Origin of the sequence: Chitinophaga varians (genome assembly GCF_012641275.1) — a bacterium.
Classification (GTDB): Bacteria; Bacteroidota; Bacteroidia; order Chitinophagales; family Chitinophagaceae; genus Chitinophaga; species Chitinophaga varians_A.
The window spans coordinates 2347854-2371298 of sequence record NZ_JABAIA010000001.1 but is presented as its reverse complement, the minus strand read 5'-3'; the positions used below and the strand labels follow the sequence as shown (position 1 = coordinate 2371298).

Here is a 23445-nt window from a genome sequence, read left to right as displayed (position 1 = left end):
CAAGATATGGTTTATCCGCGTTGGGTTAAAATTACTGACTTAGGTTTTTCTAATTCTTCCTGGCAAAGAGCTAAAACAATGCCAAAAACGTAAAATAAATACTCTTTATTGTAAATTACTAAAAAATTTACGAAAAAAATTTCAAAACCCCCGTTTTTGGAAAAGTTGCCCCTTTAGGTGCCATCGTATTTTCTTAACTTCGCACAATTTTAATCAATTATTGTCTAAATAACATCAAAGGGCGGGGAATTGTTTTATGTCCAGCAAATATCAGGAATATAACCAGCTGAATTTACCTCAGATAGAGAAAGATATATTACAGCAATGGGAGCTTCACCAGGCTTTTGAGAAAAGCGTGGAAGTACGGGATGGCGCTACGCCATTTGTATTTTATGAAGGTCCTCCCAGCGCTAATGGTTTGCCAGGTATTCACCATGTGATTTCACGTACCCTGAAAGATCTGGTGTGCCGCTACAAGACCATGAAAGGTTTCCAGGTGAAACGCAAGGGCGGATGGGATACCCATGGCCTGCCGGTGGAACTGGGCGTGGAAAAGACCCTGGGAATTACCAAAGAAGACATTGGTAAAAAAATCTCTGTTGCGGATTATAACGAGACCTGCCGTAAAGAAGTACTGAAATATAAAGACAAGTGGGATGACCTTACCCTGAAGATGGGCTATTGGGTGGATCTGAAAGACCCTTACATCACATTTGACAACAAATACATCGAATCCCTCTGGTGGAGTTTACAGACACTGTACAAAAAAGGCCTGTTATACAAAAGTGTAAGCATCCAGCCCTACTCTCCTGCTGCAGGAACCGGCCTCAGCTCCCATGAGCTGAACCAGCCCGGAACTTACAAAGATGTGAAGGACACGACGGTGGTAGCTATGTTCAAGGCAAAAAACGCGGAAAACTCCAAATTCCTGTTTGATGCTGCGGGTTCAGAAGAGGTTTTCTTCCTGGCCTGGACCACCACACCCTGGACGTTGCCTTCCAACCTCGGTCTTACTGTCGGCGCCAACATTCAGTATGTACTGGTGAGCACTTTCAACCAGTATACCCATCTGCCGGTAAATGTAGTGATGGCAAAAGACCTGCTGGGCAAATATTTCAAGGCAGAAGGCGAAAACGCTGACTTTGACGCTTACAAGGAAGGCGATAAAGTGATTCCCTGGAAAATACTGGCCAGCTTTAAAGGCAGCCAGCTGGAAAATATCCGCTACGAGCAACTGTTGCCCTATACGCAGCCAGAAGAAGGTGATCCGTTCCGTGTGATCATCGGCGACTTTGTGACCACTGAAGATGGTACCGGTATCGTGCATACGGCTCCTGCTTTTGGCGCGGACGATAACCGCGTTGGTAAAAAATACGGTATCGGCATCCTGACGCTGGTGGACCGCGAAGGAAAATTTACCGACAACGTAGGAGAATTTTCCGGCAGATATGTAAAAAATTATAAAGACGACCCGGATTACAAAGATGTGGACGTGGATATCGCGGTGAAGCTGAAGAAAGAAAACCGGGCCTTCAAAGTTGAAAAATACGAGCATACCTATCCTCACTGCTGGCGTACTGACAAGCCGGTATTGTACTACCCGCTGGATGCCTGGTTCATCAAAACCACAGCGCTGAAAGACCGGATGGTAGAGCTGAACAAGACCATCAACTGGAAACCGGCCTTTACCGGTACCGGTCGTTTCGGCAACTGGCTGGAGAACATGGTGGACTGGAACCTGAGCCGCAGCCGCTATTGGGGCACGCCATTGCCTATATGGCGCACAGAAGACGGCAGTGAAGAAATATGCATTGGCGGTATTGAGGAACTGAATGCTGAAATCCGGAAGGCAAATGAAGTGCTGGGTGGCGACGTAAACAAGTCCTATCTGCATGAAGGTATCCTTGATCTGCATAAACCCTATGTGGACGATATCGTGCTGGTAAGCCCTTCAGGCAAACCAATGCGCCGGGAACCGGACCTGATAGACGTTTGGTTTGACAGTGGCGCCATGCCTTATGCACAATGGCATTATCCGTTTGAAAACAAGGAACTGCTGGACAAAGGGGAAGCATTCCCTGCTGATTTCATTGCAGAAGGAGTGGACCAGACCCGTGGCTGGTTCTACACCCTGCACGCCCTTGGTGTGATGTTGTTTGATAGTGTTGCGTATAAAACAGTGGTTTCCAATGGTTTAGTGCTGGATAAGAACGGCCAGAAGATGAGTAAACGCCTGGGCAACGTCGTGAATCCGTTTGAAACAATTGAGCAATATGGTGCAGATGCCACCCGCTGGTACCTGATCACCAACGCTTCCCCCTGGGACAGCCTCAAATTTGACGTAAAAGGCATCGGAGAAGCGCAACGCAAGCTCTTCGGTACTTTATATAATACATATAACTTCTTTGCTATGTATGCTAATCTTGATAAGTTTACATACAAGGAAGCATACATACCCTTACGGGAGCGTCCGGAAATTGACCGCTGGATCATCTCTGTACTGAACTCCCTCATCAGGGACGTGACCAGTTCCTTTGATGACTATGAGCCTACCCAGGCGGGCAGGGCTATTGAATCCTTTGTGGACGAACACCTGAGCAACTGGTACGTGCGTTTGTGCCGTCGCCGGTTCTGGAAAGGAGATTATGGCCATGACAAAATCAGTGCTTACCAGACATTGTACGAATGTTTGGAAAAAATTACACAATTGATGGCCCCGGTTTCCCCATTCTTCACAGACTGGATGTTTAACAACCTGAACCGTGTAAGTGGACGCTTTAACGCGCAATCCATCCACCATACTGATTTCCCTGTGTCTGATGCCGCTGCCATTGACAGCGATCTAGAAGAAAGAATGCAGTTGGCCCAGGATATTTCCTCACTGGTATTATCCTTGCGTAAGAAGGTGAACATCAAGGTAAGGCAACCTCTTCAAAAGATACTGATACCTGTGTCCGGTAATCATATGAAAGACCAGGTGGAAAAAGTGGAAGATCTTATAAAAAGTGAGGTAAATGTCAAAGGGATTGATTATCTTACCGAAACGGGAGGTTTTATCAAGAAAAAGATTAAACCGAACTTTAAGTCGCTCGGTAGCAAAATGGGCGCGAAGATGAAAACCGTAGCTGCAGCCATTGGCGCGTTCACGGATACAGATATTGCTACCATCGAGCGCGATGGCCATTTCAACCTGGCTGTTGAAGGCGAGCAATTGCAGATACAACTCTCTGATGTTGAAATAATTTCCGAAGATATTCCTGGATGGACAGTCGCGAATAAAGGTGCTTTAACGGTAGCGCTGGATATCACTATTACTGACCAGTTACAGGACGAAGGAAATGCGCGCGAGCTGGTAAATCGTATACAGAAAATCCGGAAGGACAGTGGTTTCGAACTGACTGACAGAATTGACGTTACGGTAGAGAGCGTAGACTCGCTCAAATCGGCGATTATAAACTATAATGACTATATTTGCACGGAAATTTTGGCAGATAGCTTGGATTTAGTGGAGCAATTACAGGGCGGAACAGAAATAGAGGTGAATGACCTTAAATTTAATGTATTAGTTAACAAAAAAAGCTAATCCCCCATGGCAACAAAAAAGAAGGTTGCTAGTAAATCGACCCAAAAGGTAGTTCAGGTGAAGAAGGCAGCAGCGAAGGCGACAACTGCAAAGAAAGCCGCCAAACCTGCTCCGGCTAAGAAAGCTGCGTCTGCCGCTCCTAAAAAAGTGGCCGCCGCCAAAAAAGCCGCCGCCAAGCCCGCTAAACCCGCAGCAAAAAAAGCCGTGGTAGCTAAAGCTGCAACAAAGAAAACCGCAGCTACCCCAAAAACCGTAATTAAAAAGGCTCCAGCCGCAAAAAACAGTAAAACATCGTCCGTCCCGAAAGTTGCTGTACCTGCAAAGAAGACCGTTAAAAAAGAGCCTGCTGTAAAGCAGCAAGTGGTCACTAAAAGTGTTGCCGCTGAAAAAGAGAAACCATTAATTTCTAAGTCAGAAGAAAAAGAACTTAAAACAATGGCAGTAAAGAAAGCAGATACAAAGGAACAAGTTGCTAAGGTGAAAGAATCCACTAAGAAAGCAGCGGAAAAACCTGCAGTAAAAGCAGAAAAATCAGCAAAATCCGAGAAAACCGAAAAACCCGAGAAAACAGAAAAACCGGAAAAAGCTGAAAAAGCCGAAAAAGCAGAGAAAAAAGGTGGAAAGCCTTCCCTGGTCGCTTATCAGCCTGAATTTACCAAATCAGTGCTGGACCAGCCCGAAGCAACTTCAGGTCCCCTTTTCAGATATAGTGATGCAGACCTGCAGGAGTTCAGGGAACTGATCCAGAAAAAACTGGAGTTCGCTAAAAAAGAACTGGTTTATCTGCAAGGCCTCATTACCCGCAAAGACGAAGCAGGTACCGATGATACTGAAAACAAATACATGAGCATGGAAGATGGCAGCGGCTCCCAGGAAAGGGAACAGCTGAACCAGATGGCCAGCCGTCAGATCCAGTTCATCGACCACCTGGAAAAAGCTATGATGCGTATCGAAAATAAAACCTACGGCATCTGTCGCGTGACCGGCAAGCTGATAGATAAAGCACGCCTCCGTGCCGTACCACATGCTACGCTGAGCATTGAAGCCAAACTGGCAAAAAGCAAATAAAAGATATCACCATAAACGAAAAACGGGATTTGAACTATCAAATCCCGTTTTTCGTTTATGGTTCACTGTCATGATTTAACAGTCCGCTTTCTGCCGGTTGCGCAGCTGCCGCATCGCGAAATACACCAGGCCCGCACCTGCCAGTCCAACAAGGCTGCCAATACCAATATTGCGCGCCTGCTTCTTACTGATGGCAGGCAACCTGAATTTTTTAGAAGGGCTCGCCGGCGCAATATCCAGCAATGGCGCCAGTGACAAGCCGGTAATAATTTTGTCGGCAACCTTTTCTACATATGCCCGTTGGTACTGTGGACAAAACGCAACACCGATACCCGCTTCTGTCAACAGTTGGGTGTCCTGCTTACCATCTCCCACATAAATGATATTCTGTGAATGGATATTGTACTGCTCTGCAACATAAGGCAACACAGCACTCTTACAATATTCACCGTTTCTCAGAAAATAATCCGGCACTGTTAATTCACCGGTAGCCACGCTGTTGACTAAATGTAATTTATTGGCCAATACGAAGTCCATTCCCAGCTGATTTTTAATATGCCTTGCTACCATGCCAAAACCATCTGTGATAAGGCCACAGGCATATCCCCGCTTCTTCAGTTCCTGTATTACTTCCCGGATGCCTGGTACCAGCGGAATAGCATCGGCTACTTCCAGCAGTTCTGCAATATTGCGGCCTTCAAAAAGGGCGGCAGTTTGCTCCAGGCGCGTGAGCGCGTCCGTTTCAGTAGCCATAATGCGCTGCAGTTCTTCTTCCTGATCAAATGCAATAGCTGCCCATTGAAGATAGTTCTGCGTGAAAACAGCGTGGTCCAGATTAAAGATGACCATCTTCTGCAACTTGTCGATAGACTCAAGAATGGAGTACTCCATCTGTTCCCTGATCAGGTTGATGTTGCCCAGTGTTTCCAGGTTTTCCTGCGGAATATTTTCTGCTTTACGTAAAATAGTTCTGGATACTTCGCGCGACATTTTGCTTAGCTGCTCCCAGGTCTGCATCGCGTTTTCCACCTTGCCGATATTGGCTTCCACAATGCGGGCGCCCAACTGGTGCATGTCTATCAGTAAACCGATGTCCACGCCATAATCATTTTCAAACTGTACTTTGGACAACATGGACTTACGCCCGGCGATCATGCCGCTGAGCGGCTGCTGGAAATGAGCGAGGTCCGGATAAAGAATACTCAGCAGTGGCTTGGCCACTAATTGTGTGACCCTGCCTGCCTGCCTTTCAAAGTAGGATTTAACGAAGTCAGCTTCGTCGCGCTCGATAGGATCAGTTAATAAGTCTACAATATTATCAGGATAAGTAAGAATATCTCCGTCAACATAGGCAATAATCTCGTGCTTGGCAGCCATCATACCTTCCCGCATGGAAATCCCCTTTCCCCGCTGGCTGCTGGTAATTACCCGTACCTGCTCTTTCATGGCCTCTTCCACCGTATTGTCGGTGGAATTATCGTCTACCACAATAATTTCAATTTTGCGGTTGGTCTTCTTTACGGTCTTTATTACCTGGCGTATGGTAGCCCCTTCGTTTAATACAGGAATTACGATAGATATCATAGGAGTTCGCTATGTTAAAAGGTTAAAGAAATAAGCAAGCTGCAAAGAGCTGGTTGGCATATCAGGACGGGTATAACAAAAACAGTACCAAAAGAAACGGGGAGATGCAGGCCAGATAATGATTTGGGGATTTTTTGATTTACGGATTTTTTGATTTCGCAGATTTTGATTTTATGATTTAACAACTTGATCTACGCTATTACATCACAAAATCGAAAATCCGTAAATCAAAAAAACCGTAAATGAAATTATTTAAACTCCTGCATTTCCACCAGTTTGTGGTAGATGCCTTCGCGGGAAAGCAGGTCGTCATGTGTGCCGCGTTCTTTTATTTCACCCTGGTCCATTACCACAATTTCATTGGCATGCTGAATGGTGCTCAAACGGTGTGCGATAACAATAGTGGTGCGGTTTTGCATGAGTTTGTCAAGCGCGGACTGTACCAGTTTTTCTGATTCGGTATCGAGTGCGGAAGTGGCTTCATCGAGGATCAGTATTGGCGGATTTTTAAAAATCGCTCTCGCGATGGTAAGGCGCTGACGCTGTCCGCCACTGAGTTTGAGGCCGCGATCGCCGATAGAGGTCTCATATCCGTTTTCCAGTTGTTCGATGAACTCATGTGCATTGGCAATCTTCGCCGCGCGGATCACCGCTTCGCGGTCTGCTTCCGGATGACCGAAAGCGATGTTGTTGAACACTGTATCATTAAACAATACAGCTTCCTGTGAGACAACGCCAATGAGTGCACGAAGATCGTTCAGTCGAAGGTCGCGTACATCGGTGCCGTCTATACGAATTTCACCTTCGTTGACATCATAAAAGCGGGGTAACACATCCGCCATCGTGGATTTTCCGGCGCCGCTGCGGCCCACCAGCGCGGTCACCTGGCCTTTGCGGATCGTCAGGTTGATATCTTTCAAAACATATTGCTGATCGTATTTGAAAGAAACATTGTTGTATTCAATTTTGTCGTTGAATGCGCTGACAGGCTGCGCATTGCTTTTTTCCTGCACGGCTACCGGCGAGTCCAGGATGCCGAAGATGCGCTCGCTGGCCACTATGCCACGTTGCATCGTAGTGATAGCGGTGGAAATATTTTTTGCCGGCTGCAGGATCTGTGAATAGAAAACCAGATAGGTCATGAAAGTGGCGCCAGTCAACAGATCGCTGCCATGCAACACCATAGTGCCACCATAGATCAACAGTACCACCACTACCATGACACCCAGTATTTCTGATACCGGTGAAGCCAGCTCACGCTGGTTGAACATGGCTTTGCTCACTGTAATAAAGCGATGGTTGACATCTCCGAATTTTTTCTGCATGAAAGGTGCCGCGGTGAATGATTGTATGATGCGGATACCGCCCAGTGTTTCCTCTGTCACATTCAGGATTTTGCCAAGCAGCTCCTGGCTGAACCAGCCTTTTTGTTTCAGCTTTTTAGAGATATAGGAAATCAGCAGTCCGGAGATCGGAAAAAATACGATAGTAAAAAGCGTCAGTTTCACGGAGAGATAGAAAAGAACAGCGAAGTAACCAATGATGATGAACGGATCACGTAACAGGATCTGAACAGAGCTCACCACGGAGACTTCCACCTCCTGCACATCGTTGGTCATCACAGACAAAAGGTCGCCTTTCTGTTTTTCACTGTAATAGCCCAGTGACTGTTCTGTGTATTTTTTATACAGGTTGGTCCGTAAACGGGAAAGCATGGTCATCTTCATCCGGGTCACCACACGGGTGCTCATATAGCGGCCCATGTTGGCTACGGTAACGCAAACGCCGATCACGGCACAGACAAAGTACAGTGCGCTTTCTTTAGATCCGCTGGTGTTGATAAAATAATAAAAGTAATAATTGAACAGGTCAATGAAGTACTTGATAGTGAAGGAAAACACAGGATGGTTAACTACCTGCGGCTCAGTCGTCACCTGGTCGAATATCACGTTCAGCAGCGGGATCAGCATGGCGAAGTTGACCATGCCGAAAACGATACCGATGATAGTATAAATAACATATTCCGGAACATAATGATGCAAGGGAGTAGCATATCCCAGTAATCGCTTGAAAGTCTTCATGCCTGATGCTTGCGTTTTTATTAGCATGCAAAAATAGCATAATTAAGTGACCACCTGCCTGTAAATAGGCCCAATCTTTCCCGGAAATGGTTAATTTCGCGTATAACGGGGCTGTTCGCGGTGGTCCCCGGTTGACGGTATTATATCATAAATATATTATTATTGTGCATATGTGCTGTTTTGTTAACGATTAAAATTGAATGCAATGCAGGAAACTAAAAGGCAAAAGCAAATAGGACAATTAATACAGGAGCAGCTGAGCGACGTGTTTCAGCGGATGGGGTTTAATGTAGTGGAAGGAGGCATGATTTCCATTGCTGCTGTTAAAATGACGCCTGACCTGCTGGAAGCGAAGGTATATCTGAGCATGTTTCAGATAAAATCTCCCAACGAGATGATGGACCGCATAAAAGACAGGATGGGGGAAATTAAAAAAGCACTGGGATTACGGGTGGGCAAGCAATTGCGCCGGATGCCGGAATTGACTTTTTTCCTGGACGACACCCTGGACTATGTTTTCAAAATGGAAGAACTTTTCAAGAAAATCAAAGAAGACGATTCTCACATTAAAGGAGACAACCAATAATCAATTACGAATTACGAATGACAAATGGAGGCCTTTACGTTGGCCCCATGCTGTTAGTGACTTCATCATTCGTAATTCGTAATTTGTAATTTGTAATTCAGAAAAGTATGGTTTGGCAGTTTGCTTCCCGTTACTTCAGGGCTAAAAAATCCACTAACGCCATCAACATCATTGCCTGGGTAAGTGTGGCTGCCATTGCGATAGGTACCGGAGCGCTGATTGTTATCCTCAGCGTGTTCAACGGGTTTGAAGGTTTGGTGAAATCCCTGTATTCCTCTTTTTATCCGGCTATTAAAATAGTGCCTGCCAGTGGAAAAACGCTGTTGCTTACGCCGGCACAGTTACAGGCTATCGGGCGTACCTCCGGTGTGGCCGCTTACTCCGAAGTGGTAGAGGAAAAAGCTGTGCTTCGCTACGGGGACGAGCCTACGATTGCGGTGCTGAAAGGAGTGGATAGCAACTACAACCGGGTGACGGACGTGAAGGGCAATATCGTCCGCGGGCGTTTTGATATAGGAGACGACGCAGCTTACCGAGCTGTATTGGGACTGGAGCTGGAAGGCGCGCTGGGCGTGGACGTAGAGCATAGCATGGTGCCGGTGACGGTATACGTGCCTCGCCGGAACGTAAATGCATTTGTGACGCCCGAAGACGCGCTGAACAACGGCGTGCTTTATCCGGCCGGCACTTTTGCCATTCAGCAGGAGTTCAACAGCAAATACGTCATCACGCATATCAATTTCCTGCGTAGTCTGCTGGAACTGAAGCCTGACGAGATGTCCGCGCTGGAGGTGGCCGCGGCGCCGGGAGTAAACCAGAATGAACTGAAAGACAGGCTGCAGCGCCAATTAGGGACATCTTACAAAGTGCAGACCCGGTATGAACAGAACCAGTCCCTATATGCGATCATGCAGACAGAAAAGTGGGCCGTGTATGTGATTCTCAGTTTCATTATGATTATCGCTGCTTTCAATATGATCGGGTCGTTATATATGCTGGTCATAGAAAAAGAGAAGGATATCACGATCCTGAAGGCAATGGGTGCGCGTAAGTCGCTGATAATGAGAATATTTCTTACGGAAGGACTAATTATTGCCGGTATTGGCACCTTGCTGGGGTTTGTGCTGGGGGGAGGCTTTTGCCTGATACAGCAGCATTTCGGGATTATCCGGCTGGAGGGCACTTCGTTCCTGGTGGACGCCTATCCGGTGAGCATGCATCTGGCTGATTTCGGGCTGGTGCTGGTGACTATTCTGATCATAGGACTGGCGGCCAGCTGGTACCCTGCACGCAGGGCGGCGGTGGAAGCTATTTCCCTGAAAGCCACCTGATAACATTTACGAATTTAGATATTTTGATATTTATAAAAAGGAAGCGGGACTTTAAGGTTAAAGTCCCGCTTCCTTTTATAAAAAATATTTTAATGTTTAGACAAATGTCTGAATATTAAAATATGTAAATCCCAGGATGTTTAGTAGTCGCCGAGTGTTTCCGGCAGTTGGGCCAGTGCTTTAGCCAGCTGTTCATCGCTCGGGGCGATACCATGCCATTCGTGGTGACCTTCCATGAAATCAACACCCTGTCCCATCACTGTTTTCATGATGATGGCGATAGGTTTGCCCTGGCCGGTAAGGCCTTTGGCTTTTTCCAGTGTAGCAACGGTATCATCCATGTCGTTGCCGTTCATGTGAAGGACGGTCCATCCGAAAGCTTCGAATTTAGCGCCTACATCGCCGAGGCCGGCCACGTCGTCGGTAGTGCCGTCAATCTGCTGACCGTTGAGGTCCACAGTAATGATCAGGTTGTCCACTTTGTGGTGTGGCGCAAACAGCACAGATTCCCAGATTTGTCCTTCTTCCAGTTCACCGTCGCCGTGCAGGCAGAAAACGATGCCCTTATCGTTGTTCAGCTTTTTGCTCAAAGCTGCGCCAATGGCTACGCTCATGCCCTGTCCGAGGGAGCCGGAGGCCATGCGTATGCCTGGGAGATGTTCGTGCGTGGTAGGGTGTCCCTGGAGGCGAGAGTTCAGTTTTCTGAAAGTAGCGAGCTCCTGTACCGGAAAGTAACCGGAACGGGCCAACGCACTATAGAAAACAGGGGAAATGTGTCCATTAGAGAGAAAAAACAGGTCCTGGTCACGGCCGTCCATGTCAAAAGGTTGGGGAGTATGCTTTAACACCTTGAAGTACAAGGCTGTAAAGAAGTCTGCGCAACCTAATGAACCACCGGGGTGGCCACTTTGAACGCCATGTACCATTCGTACAATATCTCTTCTGATCTGGCTGGCAATATCCTGAAGCTGTGGCATGATAGTTGAGTGATTTTGTGCCGCAAAACTAATTGATTTCTTAGATTTTGTGACGTTGAATGTTTGTTTTTGCGGTCTCAAAGTATTAAAAATCCCGATTTTTTTAGTGTTTCTTTTACATATTTGATTGAAATAAATATCTTTGCAAAACTTAAGCCCCACTAATGGAGAATGTTTTAATTGCTACCGTCCTGAGTTTTGTGGTAACCTATTTTTCTATTCCGATACTTATCAGAGTAGCGGAGTTAAAACACTTGTACGACGAACCAGACGAGAGAAAAACGCATAAGCAACGCATACCGACACTCGGGGGAATTGGCTTTTTCTCCGGGTTCATCATTGCTGCGACCGTATGTGTTCCCGCTTTACAGAATTCGCCGTTTCAGTATATGATGGCGGCTTTTTTCATCATTTTCATGGTGGGCATGAAAGATGACATCGTGGGATTGTCTCCGCTTAAGAAACTGATTGGTCAGCTCGTTGCCTCTTTTGCCATTATTTACCTGGGTAATTTGCAGATAACCAGTATGTATGGCTTTATGGGCATTACCACCCTTCCTTCCAACATCAGCCTGATGTTGACTTACTTCTACTTTGTTGTCGTGATCAATGCTTTCAACCTGATTGACGGGGTGGACGGGCATGCCGGCAGCATAGGTTTGCTGGTGAGCGCAGTGCTGGGCGCATATTTTCTCCATGTGGGTGAAATCACCTACGCAGTGTTGGGCTTTGCGCTGGCAGGTGGATTGGCCAGCTTCCTGATTTATAATATCTCCCCCGCCCGCATTTTTATGGGCGATACAGGTTCCCTGATGATTGGCCTGGTGAATGCCGTACTGGTGCTTAAATTCATTGAGGTGGCGGGCAACCCGACCAGCAAAATGCCGATTGACGCCACGCCGGCGGTAGCTATCGCCATCCTGATCGTGCCGCTTTTTGATACGTTGAGGGTGTTTTCCGTACGCATGCTCCAGGGCCGCTCTCCCTTTTCAGCGGACCGCAACCATATTCACCACTATTTACTGGACCTGCGACTGGACCACAGACAAACAACCCTGGTATCTGTGAGCGTAAACGCAGTCTTTATTGCAGGGGCTTATCTCCTTCAGGGATTGGGCACTACCGTGCTGACGATCGCTGTAGTGGGCGCAGCTACTACTTTTACTGGTGTCCTGTACCTGGCCCGTAAAAGAAAACAGGCCGTCAAAGTTGCTGTTACCACTATTACACAGCCCGCTGCCCAGAACGCTGCCGCGCCTAAAATACTGCGGGTTACCACTGGAGGCGTATTACAGGATAAATAGCCGGAAAACTGTTATATCCATTCTGTTAGCCATTCTTGTATCCGTTACTTTGATGATTAAAAGAAAACCTGTAGGTTTGCAGGCACTTAACTATTTATGTTATGCAAGATGATCTAACGCTTATCCTGGATGATGCAGCGGACTCGATGAAAAAAGCCATCGGGCACCTGGAACAGGAACTCACTAAAGTAAGGGCCGGTAAAGCCAATCCTCAGATATTGGACGGTATTACTGTAGACTACTATGGTGCTCCCACTCCACTTGCCCAGGTAGCCAATGTCAGCATCGCTGACGCTCGTACCCTGACCATTCAGCCCTGGGAAAAAAATATGTTGCAACCTATCGAAAGGGCCATTATTGCAGCTAATATCGGCATCAATCCTCAGAATGACGGTATCATCATCCGTTTGTTCCTGCCACCGCTGACGGAGGAAAGAAGAAAGGAATTCGTGAAAAGAGTAAACTCTGAAGGAGAACAAGCTAAGGTTGCCATCCGGAACATCCGCCGCGACGCGATCGAAGGCATCAAAAAACTGCAGAAAGACGGATTGAGCGAAGATACCGCTAAAGATGCGGAAGCAGATATCCAGGCTGTGACCGATAAACACATCGTGCTTATCGATAAACACTGCGAAGCAAAAGAAAAGGAAATTATGGCCATCTAATTGCGCCATTTAATCATTTGGTCATTTAATCATTTAAATGATTAAATAAACAAATGAATAAATGAACAGCGGAGAGACTTGCACATCGTGTGTCTCTCCGCTGTCCGTTTTATCAGGAGGCTGTTTTGGCCCGGTTAACTAAATACACGCCCAGCAGGATAATTCCCATACATACCACCTGAATCCAGGTGACCGTTTCATGAGCCAGCAATCCCCAGCCGATAGCGACTACCGGTAACGCATAAGTGACCATAGACGCAAACATGGAACCGGCACGGCGGATCAGCAGGTAAAATAACACGGCCGCCACCCCGGTGCCCATTACCCCCAGCACAAGACCGGCAGACAACGAGCGCCACGGCGCGTGGTCTGTCGCAAACTGAGGAAAAAAGTCACTGAAGAGCAACACCGGAAATGTAGCCAGTCCACAGAAAAACATGGCAATAGATCCCAACTGCAATGAACCAAACCCTTTCAGATAATGATGTACCAGGCTGATGTTGGTACCATAACTGACCGTGGCGGCCACCACCAGCAGGCTGTAATACCAGTGCCCGTTGGTATTGATCCCCTTGGAACTGAAAAGCAGCACAACTCCCAGTAAACCCACACATACCCCTAGCAGCTGCGCTTTTTTAATCGGGCTTTTGAATATAATCAGCCCCGTTAGCAACGCCATCAGTGGTGTCAGCGAATTTAAAATGCCCGCGAGCGAACTGTCTATCTCAGTTTCCGCCAGACAGAAAAGAAAAGCCGGAAGCCCGTTGCCCAGGATACCGGAAAGAATGATCACCGGCAGCTTGTTGACCGGCGTTTGCCGGATAGCTTTGGGCAGAAAAGGCAATAACGCCACCCCCGCCGCTACCAGGCGCAAACTGGCCACCTGCCAGGGCGTAAAAGATTCCAGTCCGATTTTCATTAAAATGAACGAGCTGCCCCAGGTCAGTGACAGCAGTAGAAAAACGCCCCAGTGGGCAAATTTGTGGTTCAAAGTGGCATTTTTTAAGAATACAAAATTGAGAATATAAGTCTATTACGCAAAATATAAATCGTTTGGGATGCAACACTTCTGAATTGATTTTGTTAAATTCATTGGTAAGAATGTAAATCCATGAGTAAAATCAAGTTGTCTGCCATTAGTACTACCGCACCCAAAAAACTGGACAAAGAAAAAATCAAAGTCGCCACGCGGGAAATTTTAGAAGAACTGGATGAGTTGCAAAACCTGTTATATGCCCAGCACAAGCACTGTGTATTGATGGTGATCCAGGGAATGGACGCCAGCGGGAAAGACGGGGTGATTAAAAATGTGACCGGCACCCTAAACCCGCAAGGTTGTACCGTGCACTCGTTTAAAGCACCTACTCCCGAAGAAGCGGACCACGATTTCCTCTGGCGTGTCCATAAACAGGCCCCCGGCAAAGGAATCATACAGGTGTTTAACCGCTCGCACTATGAAGATATTCTGATACAGCGGGTGCATAAGTGGATTGACGAAAAAACTGCCCGTAAAAGGATGACAGCCATCAACGATTTCGAAAAGCTGCTGACCGTGCATAACAACACGCACATCCTGAAATTCTATCTGCATGTGTCCAGGGAAGCACAACAGCAACGGCTGACCGAACGTACGGAAGACCCAAGGAAGATGTGGAAATATAACGAGAACGACCTCGCAGAAGCTAAATTATGGGACCAGTACATGGATGCATATGAAGACGCTTTTAGGTACTGTAATGATGTCCCCTGGATAATTGTACCGGCTGATCATAACTGGTATAAGGAATATATCGTGGCACTAACGCTCAGGGATACACTGAAATCACTCAATATGAAATATCCCCGATTGAAGAAATAATGGATTAATAATTAAGCAGTTCTGTGATTAAACACTATTTTCGTCGTCTTATTTTAACCAAATTAAAACCTTGCATTTATGTCATTCATCAAAGAGTTTAAGGAATTTGCCATGAAAGGCAATGTAATGGACCTGGCCGTAGGTGTGATCATTGGTGCTGCCTTCGGAAAGATCGTTACATCACTGGTAGACAATATCATCATGCCTTTAGTTGGAGTGGTAACTGGTGGTGTGAATTTCACTGACAAATTCGCCTACCTGGACACCAGCAAGGGGACTAATTTTCCTTCACTGGCCGCTGCAAAAGCTGCCGGCGCCAACGTATTCGCCTATGGCGCATTTATTCAGAGCGTGATCGATTTCCTGATCATCGCATTCTGTATTTTCCTGCTGGTGAAGTTTATGAATAAACTGACCAACAAACAAGCTCCGGGCCCGGCAGAACCTACCGCCCAGGAAAAACTGCTCATGGAAATCCGTGATGAACTGAAAAAAAGATAAACTCTCTTTATATCACTGCACAGTGCCCCGTTGCTCTCCCTGGTGGAGGATGGCAGGGTACTGTGTTTATATGTTAATCTAAAAAACACTAATTGATGAGAAAATTTGCTTTGTCCATTGCCTGTTGTTTGCTGGCTTTTACGGCAGTACAGGCACAAAACGACTGGATAAAGAGCCAGCGGGATGAAACCGCGAAAAAAATCAAGAAAGATGATAAAGACACAACGGTTAAGATCTGGAAGAAGGGTGTTAACCTGAATGTGAACATCAACCAGGGCTCACTGAGCAATTGGGCCGCCGGTGGTGATAATTTCACTTTCTCGCTGGGATCTACCGTATATGCGTACGCGTTCTATAAGAATGGCCGGCGTGCATGGGACAACGTTGCTGACCTGGCTTATGGTTTTATCAACACCACCAGTCTCGGCGCCCGCAAAGCAGATGACCGCATCGACCTTACTTCCAAATACGGATATGATATTGGCAGACACTGGTATATAAGCATGTTGGGCAACCTCAGGACACAGTTCACCAATGGTTATCTGTATCCTGCTGACACTACGCCACAATTATCTTCCCGGTTTTTTGCCCCCGCCTATGTGCTGTTGTCTCCTGGTTTTGATTATAAACCTGTACCTGAATTTTCACTGTTCCTCTCTCCTGCCACTTCCCGTTTTGTATTTGTGATGGACGATTACCTGGCAAGCCAGGGTGCGTATGGCGTAGACACCGGAAAACATTTTAAGTATGAAATTGGCGCGTACCTGTCTGCCAATTACATGAAAACAGTGGCTAAAAATATTACATACAAGGGCCGGCTGGACCTGTTCTCCAATTATCTCAACAATCCGCAGAATATCGTGGTGTTCTTTACCAACGCATTGGAACTGAAGGTGAACAAGTACATTGCAGCTACGCTTAATGTAGATATGATATATGATGATAATGTAAAGGTGTTTGAAAATAAACAAACTGGTGTAATGGGACCCCGACTGCAGGTCAAGCAGATATTGGGGATAGGCTTTGCCGCCAAGTTCTGATTAGCCGGAATTTTGTTATTTTTGATATTATGCAGAGGCGCAAAGGCGCAAGGCATCAAAAGTCTTTGCTGCTTTGCGCCTTTGTACTTAAAACATCATCAACGTGAGTGAACAGGTTTCCTATAAAATAAAACTCCCGCAGTTTGAGGGTCCTTTTGACCTCCTGTTGTTCTTTATAGAACGCGATGAGCTGGATATCTACAATATTCCGATCAATACCATCACGCAGGAATTCCTCGACTATATTCATCATATAGAATCGCTGAATATTGAGCTGGCAAGCGAGTTTATCCTCTTTGTGTCTACTCTGATGCGGATTAAGGCGAAAATGCTGTTGCCCCGCAAGGAACTGGACGAACAGGGAAATGAAATTGACCCGCGGATGGAGCTGATAGACAAGATCCTGGAATATAAACGATATAAGCAGGCAGCCGCGGAACTCGCCGAAATGGAGGCTGAGCGGATGCTGCATATCAAAAGAGGTAATATTGCTAAGGAACTGGCCGAGATTGGCGAGGTGACCAGTGAAGGAACGGAGATACAGACACTCACCCTCTTTAAACTGGCCCAGACTTTTGAGAAGGTAATGCAGCGCATGAAAGCGCGCGACCATAAGCCCCAACACGTGGTGTACAAATATGACTACACCATGGAGGGCTCGAGGATGTATATGGAAGAGCTGGCCAGGTCCGAACGGACTTTGTCCTTTGAAAAAATATTCGACCACTGCAAAGACAGGGTACATGCCATTTTCCTTTTCCTGAGCATGCTGGAGCTGGTACAGATGAAGCACCTGGGCATTATGGTGGGAGAAGGCAGAAACAACTTTATTATTGAATACATTGATCCGGAAAACAGGGAGGAAGAACCTGCCGGAACATTGATAGATGGTTAACAGATGGGTGAGAAACGTGACAATATCGGTATCATTTCTTTGCCGGCGTACGCGCAGGCAGATCCAAGTTTCGTAGTGTCCAGCATCTGCGAGCTGGGCGAGAACTTCTTTGATCAGGCAGGCGTGCCGCACCGGCATGACTTCTACACTGTTTACTGGATCAAAAGAGGTTCGCTGTTACATACCATTGATACTGTTACGCACGAAGTAAAAAAGAATACCCTCTTTTTCCTGGCTCCCGGCCAGGTACATAAGCTCCAGATGAGCGAAAGAATCGACGGATATATGATCGCCTTCCAGGAGGCTTTTATGTGCCTGAAAGACCAGTCGCAGGTGTCTGGTATCAATTCCGGACTTTTCTTTAATGACCGGTTTAGCAGCGTTATCACGCTGGACCCCGAGCAATCCACTGATATTGAGTCTATTGTTCGCCTGATGCTGAAGGAGCTCAACACCCGTGAACCGGAATACGAAACGGCGCTGCATGGCCTGCTACGCTACTTCCTGGTGCTGGTGTCCCGTATTAAGGGCCAGAGCGTTGCTATTCCGGCGGAACAACATGCGGTGCACAACAGTTCCATCTTCCTGAAATTCAAAAATCTGATCGAGGAAAAATACCGTGAACTGAAAACCGTCTCCGATTATGCCGGCCTGCTCCATATAAAACCTGTACTGCTCAACGAAATCAGTAAGCAATTGTCCGGTATTACCGCAGGAGAGCATATCCGTAACAGGGTCATCCTGGAAGCCCAGCGTTATCTTTATAATACAGACCTTACCGCCAAAGAAATCGCCTATAAGCTGGGATTTGACGATCCTCATTATTTCAGCCGCTTTTTTAAGAAATATACCTCCCAAAGCCCTTCCGAGTTTAAGGAAGCCTCCCGCTCTGTGAGCCACCAGCCTTAATTTGAACCGTTCAGGTAAAAAAGTCCATCAAGGAAGACGTTTTATCCATTCCGCATAGATGTTGTAACATGTATTTTTGTGTTGTCTTTTAAAGGAGGCAATTATGAAAAATGCAAAACATGTAAGTCAGATTTTAATAGCGCCTGCTCCCCATATGGTGGGTGACGGATTCAGGGTGCATAGCGTACTGCCCGGCGGTACCCGTTCCCAGAACAACCCTGTCAGCCCTTTTATCCTGATGGACTACGGCGCACCCAGTTACTTCCCGCCTACCAACAGACCCCGTGGCGTGGACCAGCACCCGCACAAAGGATTTGAAACTGTAACCGTGGTATACCAGGGAGAACTGGAACACCGCGATTCTACTGGCAGTCATGGTAAACTGGCTCCTGGCGACGTACAGTGGATGACCGCAGCGGCAGGTATCGTGCACGAAGAAAAACACGAAACCGAATTCAGCAAAAGAGGCGGTAAAGTAGAGATGGCCCAACTGTGGGTAAATCTGCCGAAAGCCTATAAAAACAGCAAGCCTGGTTATCAGAACCTTACCAAAGCGGAGATACCTGTGGTGAAAGTAAGTGAAGAAGGATATGTAAGAGTGATTGCAGGAGAATATAATGATGTTAAAGGCGCAGCTAAAACCTTCTCACCTGTAAACGTACTGGACGTACAGCTGAAAAAAGGCGATAAAATAGAAGTGGCTTTCCCGGCACATTTCAATACCATAGCGGTTGTGATGCGGGGAGAAGCAGACATCAACGGTAGCGCCGTCAAAGGTGTGGAAACCGTGCTCTTTGAGCATGATGGCACTGATATCACCATTACTGCTGTTGCAGACACCAGCATGTTGCTGTTGAGCGGTGAGCCCATCAATGAACCGATCGTGGCGTATGGTCCTTTTGTGATGAACACACCAGAGGAAATAAATGAAGCCATCAACGACTACAACGCCGGTAAAATGGGCTTCCTGAATTAATCCTGAACAACAAACACATCTATTTATAAAACTAAAACAAAAACATACTTGTATGACAACCTGGAAAATTGATCCCACTCATAGTGATGTACAGTTTAAAGTAAAACACCTGATGATCACTACCGTTACCGGCCAGTTCGGTACGTTCGATGCTACTATGCAAACGGAAGGCAACGATTTCAGTTCCGCGAACATCACCTTCAGCGCTGACATCAACAGCGTTACCACACAGAACGCACAACGTGACCAGCACCTGCTGGCAGGCGATTTCTTTGATGCGGCACAGTATCCCAAACTGCAGTTCGTTTCCAAAGAAGTGAAAAAAATTGATGACGAAACCTATAAACTGATCGGTGATCTGACTATCCGCGACAACACCCGTCCGGTAGAACTGAACGTGGAATTCGGTGGCGAAGTAGTAGACCCGTGGGGACAAACAAAAGCAGGCTTTGAGCTGAGCGGTAAAATCAACCGTAAAGACTTTGGTCTTACATTTAACGCTACCACAGAAACAGGCGGCGTGCTGCTGAGTGACGAAGTGAAACTGCTGGCCAGCGTACAAATGATCAAACAAGCATAAAAGAACGACGATGGATATTATACAAAAACTGGAATGGCGTTATGCCGTGAAGAAATTTGACCCGGTGAAGAAGCTGACTGCCGCCCAGTTGGACAGGATCACTACAGCTACCCGGTTGTCAGCATCCTCTTATGGGCTTCAGCCTTATAAGATGCTGATCATAGAGAACCCTGCCATCAGGGAAAAACTGAAGGCGGCCTCCTGGAACCAGTCACAGGTTACAGATGCCTCGCATCTGGTGGTGTTTGCCCGGGTACGCGACCTGAACGAGTCCCACGTAGACGATTATACGAATAATATAGCCGCCACGCGTAATATCAATCCGGAAGACCTTGCCGGTTTTGCGGGAATAATGAAAGGCACCGTGAACCGCCTGGATGCAGCGGCTGCCGCCGTATGGACCTCCAAGCAGGCTTACCTGGCACTGGGCACGCTGCTGACAGCCGCCGCAGCCGAAGGAATCGACGCTTGTCCGATGGAAGGCTTTGACGCGAATCAATATGACGAAATTTTGGGTTTAAAGGATAAAGGACTGGCTACTGTAGTGACAGCAGCCATTGGTTTCAGAGCGGAAGACGATGCGATGCAACATGCGAAGAAAGTAAGAAAACCAATTGCTGAATTAGTGGAAGTTATTTAACTGTGACAGACAGGATTACAGTGGATTTACCTGATGAGCGAAGTTCGGTAAGAAGAATTAAAAGATGATTGCGATAACCTGGCAGGAAACCTGCCGGGTTATCTTTTTTTAGATCATGATAATCCTGTTTATTTTTGTAATTTGGGGCCTCTACGCAGAGTAATCACCTCAAATTATTTAAAGTATAATAACATGAAAAGATTTGCAACAGCCAATTGGCAAGGCACTGGTAAAGAAGGTAAAGGTACCGTTAGTTCCCAGTCAACCGTGTTGAACAATACCCAATACTCCTACAGCAGCCGTTTTGAGGAAGGTGTAGGTACTAATCCGGAAGAACTGATAGCAGCTGCTCATGCCGGCTGTTTCACCATGAAACTGAGCTTTGTGATCTCTGGTGCCGGTTTAACTCCTGGTAACATCGACACCAAATGCACCATTACCCTGGAAAACGGCGCTATTACCTCCAGCCACCTGGAAGTGAAAGCCAGCGTTCCGGGCCTGGATGCCGCCAAATTTGCGGAAATGGCTGCCGATGCGAAAGCCAACTGCCCTATCAGCAAACTGCTGAACACCAATATTACCATGGATGCCGTACTGGTATAACCATCGTTCAATACATTTTATGGGAAGTGCAGCGGTGTCTCCGCTGCACTTTTTTTTGTCCACGTTTTTCAACAGATGATCCATTCTGTTCCCTTCACTTTATACCGACCTTTGTACTGTACAAAAACAAGGAGAACAATAGTTATGAAAAAGATTATACAGCGTGCAGATGACAGAGGTTATGCCAATCATGGCTGGTTGAAAAGCCATCATTCTTTCAGCTTTGCTAATTATTATAATCCTGATAAAATTCACTTCGGCGCTTTGCGTGTATTGAATGATGACCAGGTAAAAGGTGGTATGGGCTTCGGCGCACATCCCCACGATAATATGGAGATCGTTTCCATTGTGCTGGACGGTAGCCTGGAGCACCGTGACAATACCGGTACAAGGGGCGTGATCAGAAAAAACGATGTGCAGGTAATGAGTGCCGGCAGCGGTATCGTACACTCTGAATTTAACGCATCCAAAACAGATGACGTGAGCTTCCTGCAGATATGGGTATTTCCCAAAGAAAGAAATATTGCACCGCGTTATGATCAACGTACCTTTGATCCTGCTGACCGCCACAATGCTTTGCAGTTGGTAGTTGCGCCGGATGGCGCACAAAATGCGCTGAGCCTTCACCAGGATGCGTGGTTCTCACTGGGTGATTTTGAAGCAGGGCAAAAAATAGACCTGACACCCAAACAACAAGGCGCAGGCAGTTATCTGTTCCTTCTCAGCGGGGAAATAAAAGTAGCGGATGAAGTGCTGCAAACACGCGACGCCATTGGGTTATCTGATTACGAAAAGGTAACCGTGGAAGTGCTGGAACCGGCAACGTTTTTGCTGATAGATGTTCCCATGCTGAACTGATCTTCCGCTTCGTTAGATATTCTTATATATGCAAGTGACCGCCGGAAGGGCGGTCACTTGTTTTTTATTTTTGTTAAACCTGTGCACCGGGGTTGTATTCCCCGCACAAAGCTTTTATATTACCGTTCAACAGACGACTATCAAGATGTTATTAGCAACAGACTTAGACGGAACATTTCTGGCCGGCTCCGCGGCAGACAAAGATCAGCTATACGAGCTGGTCCGCAGCAGAGAAGACATACAACTGGTTTTTGTAACGGGAAGGGGTATACGTAGTGTATTGACTTTATTGGAAGATACGCGCCTTCCCCGTCCGGAGTATATCATTTGTGATGTGGGCGCCACTGTTACGCATCTGGCTTCGCTGGTATCGGTAGAGCCGGTGCAGTCCGATATTGCCAGATTGTGGCCAGGAGATCAGGTGCGGGAGCAACTGAAATCGGTGAAGGGATTATTGCACCAGGACGCGCAGCAGCAGTACCGTTGCTCCTATTATTATGACGATGCCACTGATATTGACACTGCGCGGGAAGTAGCCGAATCGCTGCACTGTGATCTGTTATTATCTGCCGGGAAATACCTGGATATTCTTCCCCGTGGCGTGAACAAAGGGAATACGCTGCAACAATTGTTAGGAGTGCTGGCATTGCCTCATCATGAGGTGTTGGTGGCCGGTGATTCCATGAATGATTTCTCCATGTATGAAATGGGATTTAAGGGCGTGGTAGTTGGTGGCGCTGAGCCGGAACTGCTTGCCCGTACGGAGGGAATGCCTAATGTGCTGCAAGCGGGCCGCAGCGGTACAGGTGGTATTTTAGAAGCCATGGCATGGTTTCCGGAGTTCGGCAGATATTTATAAACAATACCCGGAGAACGTTAAAAGTTGTGCCGGCGGCATTGAAAAAGGTCGTACCTTAGAAGTGGATCTTTGTTAATAGCAACGGGATGTAAACTGTTAAGTGGATATTGAAAAAAATGCTTGGGTAATGATGAATCATTATTGTTAATGGCTAAATCAATACACCATGGAAATTACAACTCAGCCAACTGATCTGACAGAGCAGATCAATTCCTGGAAGGAAGAAGTAAATGAAGTAAGAGAAGATGCAAAACTGATGCGGGAGCGCCTGGAACAAATAGCCCTCGGTTCTGCGCCCCGGGAAGTAATGACAAGAGTGGAACATTTTGAGAACCGTTTGTTAAGACAGCGGGAAGTTGCCGACGAAATGTTTCATGATCTTAAACAATGCGCCAAAAAGCTCTCGGCCGCGCAGCCACCAACAGTTATCCACGACGACCGGCCCATCTGTGACTATGATACCATGTCCCACCGTATGGAGATTTTTCAGAAATTATTTGTAGAGCTGAAAGAAGATTTCAACCAGTTTATGAATAGTGAACTGTAG

The 23445-nt window shown here is 46.8% G+C and carries 22 protein-coding genes; 18 read left to right on the top strand and 4 right to left on the bottom strand.

Annotated elements, in window-relative coordinates; genetic code table 11:
• The first annotated feature begins 256 nt into the window (after positions 1–256).
• Positions 257–3583, top strand: coding sequence for an isoleucine--tRNA ligase (ileS, locus tag HGH92_RS09620; protein WP_168870512.1), 3327 nt, complete (start codon positions 257–259; stop codon positions 3581–3583).
• Positions 3584–3589: 6 nt separating this feature from the next.
• Positions 3590–4651 carry a TraR/DksA C4-type zinc finger protein gene (locus HGH92_RS09615; protein ID WP_168870511.1) on the top strand — a complete coding sequence of 354 codons (1062 nt, stop codon included), beginning with the start codon at positions 3590–3592 and terminating at the stop codon, positions 4649–4651.
• Between the two features lie 75 nt (positions 4652–4726).
• On the opposite strand, the gene HGH92_RS09610 is transcribed toward HGH92_RS09615, so the two are convergent.
• Complete coding sequence (locus tag HGH92_RS09610) at positions 4727–6235, bottom strand: HAD-IB family phosphatase (protein ID WP_168870510.1); 1509 nt, start codon at positions 6233–6235, stop codon at positions 4727–4729.
• A 248-nt stretch (positions 6236–6483) separates the two neighbouring features.
• Positions 6484–8316: an ABC transporter ATP-binding protein gene (locus HGH92_RS09605; RefSeq protein WP_168870509.1), complete on the bottom strand. Its 1833-nt coding sequence runs from the start codon at positions 8314–8316 to the stop codon at positions 6484–6486.
• Between the two features lie 205 nt (positions 8317–8521).
• On the opposite strand from HGH92_RS09605, the gene rbfA reads away from it, so the two are divergent.
• Both rbfA and HGH92_RS09595 read left to right on the top strand, forming a co-directional pair.
• Positions 8522–8902 (top strand): 30S ribosome-binding factor RbfA, encoded by a 381-nt coding sequence (gene rbfA / locus HGH92_RS09600; protein WP_168870508.1) that lies wholly within the window; start codon positions 8522–8524, stop codon positions 8900–8902.
• A 107-nt stretch (positions 8903–9009) separates the two neighbouring features.
• Positions 9010–10233, top strand: coding sequence for an FtsX-like permease family protein (locus HGH92_RS09595; protein ID WP_168870507.1), 1224 nt, complete (start codon positions 9010–9012; stop codon positions 10231–10233).
• Between the two features lie 140 nt (positions 10234–10373).
• On the opposite strand, the gene HGH92_RS09590 is transcribed toward HGH92_RS09595, so the two are convergent.
• Positions 10374–11210, bottom strand: coding sequence for a transketolase (locus HGH92_RS09590; RefSeq protein WP_168870506.1), 837 nt, complete (start codon positions 11208–11210; stop codon positions 10374–10376).
• 164 nt (positions 11211–11374) lie between these two features.
• Here HGH92_RS09590 and HGH92_RS09585 point away from each other — a divergent pair, with 164 nt between their 5' ends.
• Positions 11375–12514, top strand: a complete 1140-nt coding sequence (locus HGH92_RS09585) for a glycosyltransferase family 4 protein (RefSeq protein WP_168870505.1) — start codon at positions 11375–11377, stop codon at positions 12512–12514.
• Positions 12515–12615: 101 nt separating this feature from the next.
• Positions 12616–13179 carry a ribosome recycling factor gene (gene frr / locus HGH92_RS09580; RefSeq protein ID WP_168870504.1) on the top strand — a complete coding sequence of 188 codons (564 nt, stop codon included), beginning with the start codon at positions 12616–12618 and terminating at the stop codon, positions 13177–13179.
• Between the two features lie 112 nt (positions 13180–13291).
• Here frr and HGH92_RS09575 read toward each other — a convergent pair whose 3' ends face one another.
• Positions 13292–14170, bottom strand: a complete 879-nt coding sequence (locus HGH92_RS09575) for a DMT family transporter (protein ID WP_168870503.1) — start codon at positions 14168–14170, stop codon at positions 13292–13294.
• Between the two features lie 120 nt (positions 14171–14290).
• Between HGH92_RS09575 and HGH92_RS09570 the strand changes: the two genes are divergently transcribed.
• The 12 genes from HGH92_RS09570 to HGH92_RS09515 all read left to right on the top strand — a co-directional run bounded on the left by HGH92_RS09570 (position 14291) and on the right by HGH92_RS09515 (position 23445).
• Positions 14291–15037: a PPK2 family polyphosphate kinase gene (locus HGH92_RS09570; RefSeq protein ID WP_168870502.1), complete on the top strand. Its 747-nt coding sequence runs from the start codon at positions 14291–14293 to the stop codon at positions 15035–15037.
• A gap of 78 nt (positions 15038–15115) precedes the next feature.
• Entirely contained in the window at positions 15116–15538 is a 423-nt protein-coding gene (gene mscL, locus HGH92_RS09565; RefSeq protein WP_168870501.1) for a large conductance mechanosensitive channel protein MscL, read from the top strand.
• Positions 15539–15633: 95 nt separating this feature from the next.
• Positions 15634–16578 carry a DUF3078 domain-containing protein gene (locus HGH92_RS09560; protein ID WP_168870500.1) on the top strand — a complete coding sequence of 315 codons (945 nt, stop codon included), beginning with the start codon at positions 15634–15636 and terminating at the stop codon, positions 16576–16578.
• A 103-nt stretch (positions 16579–16681) separates the two neighbouring features.
• On the top strand, positions 16682–17473 hold the full coding sequence (locus tag HGH92_RS09555; protein WP_168870499.1) for a segregation and condensation protein A: 792 nt from the start codon (positions 16682–16684) through the stop codon (positions 17471–17473).
• Between the two features lie 3 nt (positions 17474–17476).
• Positions 17477–18382, top strand: a complete 906-nt coding sequence (locus tag HGH92_RS09550; RefSeq protein ID WP_168870498.1) for a helix-turn-helix domain-containing protein — start codon at positions 17477–17479, stop codon at positions 18380–18382.
• A 103-nt stretch (positions 18383–18485) separates the two neighbouring features.
• A complete protein-coding gene (locus HGH92_RS09545) occupies positions 18486–19358 on the top strand; it encodes a pirin family protein (protein WP_168870497.1) in 873 nt (290 codons plus the stop codon).
• 52 nt (positions 19359–19410) lie between these two features.
• Complete coding sequence (locus HGH92_RS09540) at positions 19411–19938, top strand: YceI family protein (protein WP_168870496.1); 528 nt, start codon at positions 19411–19413, stop codon at positions 19936–19938.
• A 10-nt stretch (positions 19939–19948) separates the two neighbouring features.
• A complete protein-coding gene (locus HGH92_RS09535) occupies positions 19949–20578 on the top strand; it encodes an NAD(P)H-dependent oxidoreductase (protein ID WP_168870495.1) in 630 nt (209 codons plus the stop codon).
• Positions 20579–20770: 192 nt separating this feature from the next.
• Positions 20771–21181, top strand: coding sequence for an OsmC family protein (locus HGH92_RS09530; RefSeq protein ID WP_168870494.1), 411 nt, complete (start codon positions 20771–20773; stop codon positions 21179–21181).
• 144 nt (positions 21182–21325) lie between these two features.
• Positions 21326–22039: a pirin family protein gene (locus HGH92_RS09525; RefSeq protein ID WP_168870493.1), complete on the top strand. Its 714-nt coding sequence runs from the start codon at positions 21326–21328 to the stop codon at positions 22037–22039.
• Between the two features lie 145 nt (positions 22040–22184).
• Complete coding sequence (locus HGH92_RS09520; RefSeq protein WP_168870492.1) at positions 22185–22898, top strand: HAD-IIB family hydrolase; 714 nt, start codon at positions 22185–22187, stop codon at positions 22896–22898.
• 166 nt (positions 22899–23064) lie between these two features.
• The gene (locus HGH92_RS09515; RefSeq protein WP_168870491.1) at positions 23065–23445 is read left to right on the top strand and encodes a hypothetical protein; all 381 of its coding nucleotides are present in this window, start codon (positions 23065–23067) and stop codon (positions 23443–23445) included.

Coding starts and splice junctions, on each gene's coding strand:
- ileS (WP_168870512.1), top strand. CDS start 257: ATGTCCAGCAAATATCAGGAATATAACCAGCTGAATTTACCTCAGATA.
- HGH92_RS09615 (WP_168870511.1), top strand. CDS start 3,590: ATGGCAACAAAAAAGAAGGTTGCTAGTAAATCGACCCAAAAGGTAGTT.
- HGH92_RS09610 (WP_168870510.1), bottom strand. CDS start 6,235: ATGATATCTATCGTAATTCCTGTATTAAACGAAGGGGCTACCATACGC.
- HGH92_RS09605 (WP_168870509.1), bottom strand. CDS start 8,316: ATGAAGACTTTCAAGCGATTACTGGGATATGCTACTCCCTTGCATCAT.
- rbfA (WP_168870508.1), top strand. CDS start 8,522: ATGCAGGAAACTAAAAGGCAAAAGCAAATAGGACAATTAATACAGGAG.
- HGH92_RS09595 (WP_168870507.1), top strand. CDS start 9,010: ATGGTTTGGCAGTTTGCTTCCCGTTACTTCAGGGCTAAAAAATCCACT.
- HGH92_RS09590 (WP_168870506.1), bottom strand. CDS start 11,210: ATGCCACAGCTTCAGGATATTGCCAGCCAGATCAGAAGAGATATTGTA.
- HGH92_RS09585 (WP_168870505.1), top strand. CDS start 11,375: ATGGAGAATGTTTTAATTGCTACCGTCCTGAGTTTTGTGGTAACCTAT.
- frr (WP_168870504.1), top strand. CDS start 12,616: ATGCAAGATGATCTAACGCTTATCCTGGATGATGCAGCGGACTCGATG.
- HGH92_RS09570 (WP_168870502.1), top strand. CDS start 14,291: ATGAGTAAAATCAAGTTGTCTGCCATTAGTACTACCGCACCCAAAAAA.
- mscL (WP_168870501.1), top strand. CDS start 15,116: ATGTCATTCATCAAAGAGTTTAAGGAATTTGCCATGAAAGGCAATGTA.
- HGH92_RS09560 (WP_168870500.1), top strand. CDS start 15,634: ATGAGAAAATTTGCTTTGTCCATTGCCTGTTGTTTGCTGGCTTTTACG.
- HGH92_RS09550 (WP_168870498.1), top strand. CDS start 17,477: ATGGGTGAGAAACGTGACAATATCGGTATCATTTCTTTGCCGGCGTAC.
- HGH92_RS09545 (WP_168870497.1), top strand. CDS start 18,486: ATGAAAAATGCAAAACATGTAAGTCAGATTTTAATAGCGCCTGCTCCC.
- HGH92_RS09540 (WP_168870496.1), top strand. CDS start 19,411: ATGACAACCTGGAAAATTGATCCCACTCATAGTGATGTACAGTTTAAA.
- HGH92_RS09535 (WP_168870495.1), top strand. CDS start 19,949: ATGGATATTATACAAAAACTGGAATGGCGTTATGCCGTGAAGAAATTT.
- HGH92_RS09530 (WP_168870494.1), top strand. CDS start 20,771: ATGAAAAGATTTGCAACAGCCAATTGGCAAGGCACTGGTAAAGAAGGT.
- HGH92_RS09525 (WP_168870493.1), top strand. CDS start 21,326: ATGAAAAAGATTATACAGCGTGCAGATGACAGAGGTTATGCCAATCAT.
- HGH92_RS09520 (WP_168870492.1), top strand. CDS start 22,185: ATGTTATTAGCAACAGACTTAGACGGAACATTTCTGGCCGGCTCCGCG.
- HGH92_RS09515 (WP_168870491.1), top strand. CDS start 23,065: ATGGAAATTACAACTCAGCCAACTGATCTGACAGAGCAGATCAATTCC.